Origin of the sequence: uncultured Ilumatobacter sp. (genome assembly GCF_963980585.1) — a bacterium.
Taxonomy (GTDB): domain Bacteria; phylum Actinomycetota; class Acidimicrobiia; order Acidimicrobiales; family Ilumatobacteraceae; genus Ilumatobacter_A.
On the sequence record NZ_CAXCAM010000030.1, the window covers coordinates 24,170 to 32,010 of the forward strand.

At 62.5% G+C, this 7,841-nt stretch carries 8 protein-coding genes; 4 read left to right on the forward strand and 4 right to left on the reverse strand.

Going from position 1 to position 7,841, the window contains the following annotated elements:
• Nucleotides 1–3 precede the first annotated feature (3 nt).
• Complete coding sequence (locus ACH2DW_RS10720; RefSeq protein WP_394929739.1) at nucleotides 4–270, reverse strand: ferredoxin; 267 nt, start codon at nucleotides 268–270, stop codon at nucleotides 4–6.
• Between the two features lie 46 nt (nucleotides 271–316).
• On the opposite strand from ACH2DW_RS10720, the gene ACH2DW_RS10725 reads away from it, so the two are divergent.
• Nucleotides 317–709: a zinc-binding dehydrogenase gene (locus ACH2DW_RS10725; RefSeq protein WP_394929747.1), complete on the forward strand. Its 393-nt coding sequence runs from the start codon at nucleotides 317–319 to the stop codon at nucleotides 707–709.
• A 54-nt stretch (nucleotides 710–763) separates the two neighbouring features.
• On the opposite strand, the gene ACH2DW_RS10730 is transcribed toward ACH2DW_RS10725, so the two are convergent.
• Nucleotides 764–2,254: an AMP-binding protein gene (locus ACH2DW_RS10730; protein ID WP_394929740.1), complete on the reverse strand. Its 1,491-nt coding sequence runs from the start codon at nucleotides 2,252–2,254 to the stop codon at nucleotides 764–766.
• Nucleotides 2,251–3,126, reverse strand: a complete 876-nt coding sequence (locus ACH2DW_RS10735; protein WP_394929741.1) for a haloalkane dehalogenase — start codon at nucleotides 3,124–3,126, stop codon at nucleotides 2,251–2,253. Before ACH2DW_RS10735 ends, ACH2DW_RS10730 begins: the two co-directional genes overlap by 4 nt.
• Nucleotides 3,127–3,239: 113 nt before the next feature.
• On the opposite strand from ACH2DW_RS10735, the gene ACH2DW_RS10740 reads away from it, so the two are divergent.
• Together ACH2DW_RS10740 and ACH2DW_RS10745 are read left to right on the forward strand one after the other, a co-directional pair.
• Nucleotides 3,240–4,154, forward strand: coding sequence for an MBL fold metallo-hydrolase (locus tag ACH2DW_RS10740; RefSeq protein ID WP_394929742.1), 915 nt, complete (start codon nucleotides 3,240–3,242; stop codon nucleotides 4,152–4,154).
• A 94-nt stretch (nucleotides 4,155–4,248) separates the two neighbouring features.
• Nucleotides 4,249–5,304, forward strand: a complete 1,056-nt coding sequence (locus ACH2DW_RS10745; RefSeq protein ID WP_394929743.1) for a YHYH protein — start codon at nucleotides 4,249–4,251, stop codon at nucleotides 5,302–5,304.
• 9 nt (nucleotides 5,305–5,313) lie between these two features.
• On the opposite strand, the gene ACH2DW_RS10750 is transcribed toward ACH2DW_RS10745, so the two are convergent.
• Entirely contained in the window at nucleotides 5,314–6,441 is a 1,128-nt protein-coding gene (locus tag ACH2DW_RS10750; RefSeq protein ID WP_394929744.1) for an MBL fold metallo-hydrolase, read from the reverse strand.
• A gap of 115 nt (nucleotides 6,442–6,556) precedes the next feature.
• On the opposite strand from ACH2DW_RS10750, the gene ACH2DW_RS10755 reads away from it, so the two are divergent.
• Nucleotides 6,557–7,841, forward strand: a 1,285-nt coding sequence (locus ACH2DW_RS10755) for a glutamine synthetase family protein (protein WP_394929745.1), incomplete at its 3' end; no start/stop codon positions are given.

The following is a 7,841-nucleotide window of genomic DNA, read 5'->3' on the forward strand; positions in this document are numbered from 1 at the left end:
CCGTCACTCGCCAACGTCGATAAAGATGCACTCGCCAGGGCACTCTTCGGCCGCTTCGATCACGCTCTCGAGACTCGAATCGGGGAAACGGGCCAAACCTTCGGCACCCGCAGGATTAGCGGTGCCGTCGAACAGCTTCTCGGTGCCGTAGTTGGATGCAGTCTCTTTGACATAGAAGAGACCATCATCCATGCCGAAAAACACGTCAGGGGCGATCTCTTCGCAGAGTCCGTCGCCGGTACAGAGGTCCTGGTCGATCCAAACCTTCATGGGGGCTCCTTTCGACTGGACGAACTCAGATGTCGGCCAGCCCTCGATGAGTCGGCAAAACCTTCGCCGATTGGCTCCCTTCCTATCGACCCGAGCCACTTTTCGCACTCCGCTGTCGAAACTCCGACATGTGCTCGCTGCCCGCGGCACCCACGTGATCGTCGGCGGCGAGGACGGCGTGCGGTGGACCGGGGGAATCGGTCGCAACCTCCGCGCCGTGCTGGTGTCGCTGTTCGTCAAGCAACGCATGACGTTCTTCATCAGCAGCGAGAAGCGAGAGTTCATCGATGGGCTCGTCGAGATGCTTTCCGCCGGCGACATGGCCCCGGCCATTGGAGGCCGCGCTGCGCTCGATCAGACTCCTGACGCGATCCGAGCAATTGAGGCCGGCACCATCAGCGGGAAGACCGTCGTCAATATCGGGAGTGAAGCATCGTGAGCCGGCAGGCCCAGCCGTCGACCTGAGTCGGATTGGTCACCCGGCGTCGAGCGTTCACGATGTGAAAAGGTCGGCGTGCACGCGACGCAGCGCCGCCTTTTGCACCTTCGACATTGCATTGCGCGGCAGCTCGTCGGCGGCGATGTACGTCTTGGGATGTTTGAACCGCGCAAGCACGCCGTCTAGTGACGCTGCGAGCGCTGCATCGCTTACCTCGACGGAGTCGTCACGCACGACCACGGCAACCACCGCCTCGCCGAAGTCGGGATGCGGGACCCCGATCACCCCCGTCTCGAGCACACCGGGAACGTCATCGAGAACCATCTCGACTTCCTTCGGATACACGTTGTACCCACCGCTGATAATCATGTCGCTCGACCGGCCTTCGAGGGTCAGCCGGCCCTCGTCATCGACGGAGCCTACGTCGCCCGTGATGAACCAGCCCCCCACTCGATGTTCGGAGGCGGTCTTGTCCGGCATTCGCCAGTAGCCGGCGAAGAGACCGGGGGAGCGGATCTCGACAACCCCGGTCACGCCAGTCGGGACGGCGACGCCCGCACCGTCGCTGACCCGCAGCTGGACGTTGGGGAGCGAGAAGCCAACGGTCCCGGGGACGCGTTGACCGTCATATGGGTTCGACGTGATCATGCCGGCCTCGGTCATGCCGTACCGCTCGAGGATCTGCAGAGCGGTGCGTGCGGTGAATTCGGCGTGCACGGCTTCGGTCATTGGCGCCGAACCAGATGTGAAGAGTCGAACCGACGCACACGCCGCGGCATCGAATCGGGCATCGCCAAGCAGACGGGTGTACTGCGTGGGCACCCCCATCATGACCGTGGCATCGGGCAGGTTGTCGACGACGGCACCGACGTCAAATTTTGGCAGGAAGATCACCTCGTTACCGCCCAGCATGGCGCAGTGCAGCGCGACGAACAGGCCGTGCACGTGGAAGATCGGCAGTGTGTGCAACAGAACGTCTTCAGGACCGAAGCCCCAGATGTCGTGCAGCGCCAACGCGTTTGATTCCAGGTTGGCATGCGTGAGCATGGCGCCCTTCGAACGCCCCGTCGTGCCGGACGTGTACAGCATCGCGGCAAGATCGCCGGCGCCGCGCTCAACGATCTCGTCGCTCGGTGCAGCGTGGTCAACAGCCGTGGCGAATGATCCATCACCGGCCGTCCCGAGATGCACCGTGGCGACCGCGAGATCACCAAGGGTTCCTGGTCTGGCGACGACCAGCGCCGGAGCCGCATCATCGACGAAGTACTCAACCTCGCCGGGCGTATACGCGGTGTTCAATGGAAGGAACACCGCACCAATTCGCAGACAGGCGAGATACAGCGCAACGTTGTCGGTCGACTTGTCGACCTGGACCACGACACGGTCGCCTACTGCGACGCCAAGATCGCGCAAGGCCGTTGCCATGCGCGCCGAGCGATGATCGACGTCGCGGTACGTGAGCGACGCTCCGCCAGGGACCCGAAGAAAGATCGAGTCGAGGCGCGTCGCAAACCGCTCGGACAGCGTCGAATACAGGTTTGTCATGACCTCGTTGGAAGCCAGCCAGCGAGTGCCCCACCGATCTCGTCGGCGCTGTCCTCTTGGATGAAGTGTGAGCCGGCGACGGTCACTTCGGTCTGGTTCGGCCATGTGCGGGCGAACTCACGCTGCGGTCCGGTGAGAATCGTGCCAGGGTCGGCGTTGACGAACAGCTTCGGCACATCTGATGTGGAGAGCCAATCGGCATACGACTGCACGATTTCGACCACGTCAGCGGGCTCGCCCTCAAGCGGAATCTGCCGGGGCCACGTCAGTGTCGGACGGCGGTCCTCGCCAGCATTGAGGAATGGACGACGATATTCGTCCATCTCCTCGTCACTGAGCTTGCGGATGATCGAGGCGGGCAGAATTGCCTCGACGAACAAGTTCTTGGTGAGGATCATCTCCTCACCGGCAGCGGAACGCATCGCCTTGAAGATGTCGGTTGCTCCTGCAGGCCACTGCTCCCAGGTGACCGGACGAACAATCGCTTCCATGTAGCAAATTCCTGCGACGCGGTCGCGGTGCCGGTTGGCCCAGTCGAAGCCGAGGGCCGAACCCCAGTCGTGGATGACGAAGGTGATCTTGTCGCCCAGATCGAGCTGATCGAGCAGTCCGTCGAGGTACGTGCGGTGCTCGACGAAGGTGTAGGAGCCGGCCCCAGGGTTGTCGAGCTTGTCGGAGTCGCCCTGGCCGATCAGGTCGGGGGCGATACACCGGGCGTGCAGCGACACGTGCGGAATGATGTCGCGCCACAGATACGACGACGTCGGGTTGCCATGGAGAAAGACCACAGCCTCACCGGCTCCGGTGTCGTGGTACGCCATCTGCTTGCCGTTGACGGTCTTGTACTGCTTGCTCAGCGCTTCAGTTGACATCACCCAAGTCTGAACGGGATTGTGTCGCCTGTCAAAGGTGGTCGTTCGCTGAATGACTCTCCATTTGCCCCGCCCATCGTGAGAATGAAGTTCGAGTTCATTACCTTAAGTTGATGAGCGACACCACCCTCGACTGGTACGGATGTTCGACCTTCGGCCTCCACACCGCTGGCATCCACATCCTCCTTGACGCCTACATCGACCGTGCCGCAAACGCAGCGGGCCCGTCGCCAGCAGTCGGTGCAGCCGACATCGAACAATGCGACTACATCATCGTCGGGCACTCGCACTTCGACCACCTCTTCGGCGCAGAGCAGGTGATGGCAAACACGGACGCCACTCTGATTGGCAGCTATGAAACGCTGCGCGTCATGGAAGCCGCCGGTGTCGCCGTTGATCGGATGATTCCGGTGGCCGGTGGCGAGACCATTGAGCTGGAGCGAGCCGAAGGAACAGTACGACTTTCGGTTTTTCCGAGTCAGCACAGCTGTGTGTGGTCGCAAGGCCCAATGGCTCAGGCCGACGAAGTGTGTATAGGTGACCTGGGCGTGACCCATCAGGAACGCCAGGAGCGCATGGCCAAGCTGATGGAGTACCTTGGGACCGAGTTGGCGCCGGCTGCCATCGAACACATGATGCTCTCGATGGTCGGCCACAGCGACCGCGGTGATGGAGGAGCCTTGGTCTTCCTACTTGACGTGCTCGACGGCCGATTGCTCTTTCAAGACACCTCGGGCCATTGGTCAGGGGTGCTCCGCAACCTGCGGCCAGACGTGGCCATCTTGGCGGCGGCGGGCAGGGGTAACATCGATGGCGAACCAATCCAAGGATCACTAGCGCAATTCGTTGGGCGCCAGGCGGACATGCTGCGCCCACGCAAGGTGGTCCTGAGCCACCACGATGACTGGCTGCCGGGTTTCTCGGTTCCGACCGATGTCGCGCCGATCCGCGATGAACTGGCACGGGTGGTCCCGACGACGGAACTACTGGAGATCGGCTACCTGGCTGGCACACCGATCTTTCAGTGACGAGGTCGCAGCTCGCTGCACCCTTACCAAAATCTTACCAAAAATTGTTTATTTACACAGGTGTTTCACAATGGCCAGTCGCACGATGGATTCCATGCAACGACCACTTCGCAAACGCTCCGTGCTCGCACTTTCACTCGGCACGACACTCTTGATGTCAGCATGTGGATCCAGCGATTCGGGCTCCGTCGACACGTCAGCGGTTGATCGTGCGGTCGCCGTCACGATCGAGGCACCCGCCGCAGACAGTGCGCCGCCCATCGCTCCAGCCGAGACTGACAGCGACACGGAACAGGCCAGCGGCTTGCTCGGTTCGTACACGCTGATGGACGAAGAATTCGGCACGATGACCACCGTCACGGTCGATGGCGACACGCGCACGATCGTGTCCAACGCACTGCCCGACCACGAGACCGGGGAGTTCCCGAACGACGGCAACCCAAACACGATCTCCGAGCAGGACGCCTCCTACGAGTACCCGTCCGTACCGACCTACGTCGGAGCCGCAACATTCGCGATGACGCCAGGCGTCGCAGTGAACGGAGTCAAGTTTGAACCCGCCACCGCTGAGACCGTGACCTGCGCCTCCGGCGAGACCCTCCGAGTCGAAGCGCTGCAGGACGTCTACAACCTGGGTCTCGACTTCAACAATGCCCACGTCCAACCGACCGGTGAGTACCACTATCACGGCATCTCTGAACTATTGGCAGATGCCTATGCCACCGATGAGGACCTCGTGCATGTTGGCTTCGCTGCCGACGGCTACCTGATGTACTTCTCCAAGTCCGATGCGTACGCATCGGGCTACGCACTGTCGGCCGACGCCCGCTCGGGTACCAACTGCGTCGGATCCGGTGCACTGCGCGGCGCGGACGTGGCGATCGACGGCACCACACCGGACGGCACGTACACCTCGGACTGGGAATGGAGCGACGCCAACGGGGACCTCGACGAGTGCAACGGCGTCGAGATCGACGGCGAATACGCCTACGTGATCACCGACGCATACCCCTACGTCGGTCGCTGCCTGAACGGTGAGTTCACCGCGAGAGGCCCGGGAGCCGGTGGCGCTCCGCCCGGTGCTGGCGGACCACCTCCTGGCGGGCCACCTCCTGGCGGGGAGCCTGCAGACGCCCCGAGCCAAGGCTGACGAAGTCGCTCAGCCGACCGGCGCGTATCGAGCGAACCCGTCCTCGGCATGACGAGACAGCTCATCAAGCTCACGGAGGTGCTCGAGGTGCGCGTAGGTCTCGCTCTCTGCCATCTCTCCCCATGAGCGTTCCCGGAACAGGACGCGCATGAAGTCGTTCACGGTGCCGTTGGGCAGGTCGGGGAGCGCCTCACGAATGATGTCGAGGCGGTCTTCGTGATGCTCGATGATGTGCTCGGCGCGTCCACCGAGATCTGCGAACGGATGGCCGTGCGCCGGCAGTGCGATCGAGACGTCTTCCACGTTGGCCATGCGCCGCAGCGACTCAAAGAATTGGGCCAGCGGATCGGACACTGGCGTCATGCCGCTGATGTGCGGCGTAATCGATGGCAGCACGTGATCGCCGGTCAGCATCACGCCGTACTCGGGGTCGAAGAGACACAGGTGGTCGTACGTGTGGCCTGGCGTATGCATCGCCACCCACTCACGGCGCGCCAGCTTGATCGTCTGACCGTCAACCAACGGCAGAGTCGGGCGCGGTGTCGAGAACGAGACACCCGCCGAGCCGTTCGCCTTGCGCATCCGCTCCATGAACTCAGCAGACGGACCAGCGCGACGGCCACCCCACGGTGACGGTTTCGAGAAATAGCGCTCCATCGCCGCGCGTTGACCGTCAGGGCAGTTGAGATCGAGCGCACTCGAATCTTCCTCGTCGTCAAAGTCGGACGTGTCAAAGATCGTGCGAAACGATTCGTGAGTGACGATGTCAGCGCCCGTCTCGTAGCGCAGTCGCATTGCGCCGCCGAAGTGGTCGGGATGGGAGTGCGTCACCACGACCGTATGCACGTCATCGACGGCGTAGCCAGCACGGCTCAGACGGTCGACGAGATGTCCCCACGAGTCGTCACCCGGGAGCCCAGGGTCGACCACGGCAACGCCGCGCTCGTCTTCGAGCACATAGCAATTGACGTGTCCGAGACCGGGCATGCTGATCGGCAACTGGGTCCGCAAGATGCCGTCCGCGACTTCCGTGACATCGGTCGATGCCTCCTCCTGCTCCTGCTTCGGCTTGCGAGGGGGCTCAGTTGGATCGGCAGATGCGGACGGTGCAGTCGGATGTTCGTGGTCATGTTGCATGAAGAGCGTTGCCTCCGCCAGTGGTGCTGCGAACTCACGAGCGGTTCACACGACCATGTTGCCTGATCGGCACAGCGAGATTCCCAGCAGAGCGACCAACGCCTACGCTCGGACGATGGACCTCGAAGAACTGCGAACGAGCGTGGACCGCGACGAGATCGACACGGTCGTCGTCGCATTCGCCGATCACCTCGGTCGCCTGATGGGCAAGCGTTTCGACGCTGAGTTCTTTTTGGCCGATGTACTCGATCACGGCACGCATGCCTGCAACTACCTCCTGACTGTCGACATGGAGATGGAAGTCATCGAGGGCTACGAGTACGCGAACTGGGAGCGTGGCTATGGCGACTTCCACGTGGTTCCGGACCTGAACACGCTGTGTCGAGCGGCTTGGACGGATCGAACCGCACTGGTGCTGTGCGATGTGCTCGACGCTGAGGAGATCGCGGTTCCGGTGTCGCCGAGAGCGATGTTGCGAGCCCAGATCGCCCGACTTGCCGCGACAGGAAACGCAGCGTTTGCCGCGTCGGAACTCGAGTTCTATCTGTACCAAGACAGCTATCGCAGCGCGCACGAAGCTGGACACGCTGACTTGCAGCCCGCCGGTTGGTACAGCGAGGACTACCACCTCTTGCAAGGCGCGCGCATCGAGCCGTACGTCGGCGCTGCTCGTCGTGCGCTCCGGCAGAGCGGCATCCCGGTCGAGAACTCAAAGGGTGAGACCGGGGTCGGTCAGCATGAGCTGAATATCCGATATGCGGACGTGTTGACGATGGCTGATCGACATGCGGTGATGAAACACGGCATGAAGGAACTGGCTGACGCCCAAGGCGTGAGCGTCACCTTCATGGCCAAGCCCCACGCCGACGATGCCGGCAACAGCTGTCACATTCATCTGAGTCTGTGGGATGCGGCGGCCGAGACGAACGTGTTCGCGGCCGGCGACGAGCGCAGCGATCTGTTTCGATGGTTCCTCGGTGGGTGGATGACACACCTCCAAGACTTCATGGTCTTTTTTGCGCCGACGGTCAACTCATACAAGCGATTCCAAGACGGGTCGTGGGCACCGACACGTATTGCCTGGTCCGACGACAATCGCACGGCCGGCTTCCGGGTGGTCGGGACCGGCCCGAGCCTGCGGATCGAATGTCGGATTCCCGGTGGTGACTGCAACCCATATCTCGCCTACACCGCCGCGCTGGCGAGTGGCCTCGACGGGATCGAAAACCGCATAGAGCCACCGCCCCGCTTCGATGGTGACGCCTACGCATCCGCAGCGTTGGAGCGCGTTCCGCGAACGTTGCGTGAGGCGACCGATCGCTTTCGGGGCAGCGCCGTCACGCGCCGTCTCCTCGGCGATGGCGTCGTCGATCACTACGCACATTTCTTCACGACCGAAG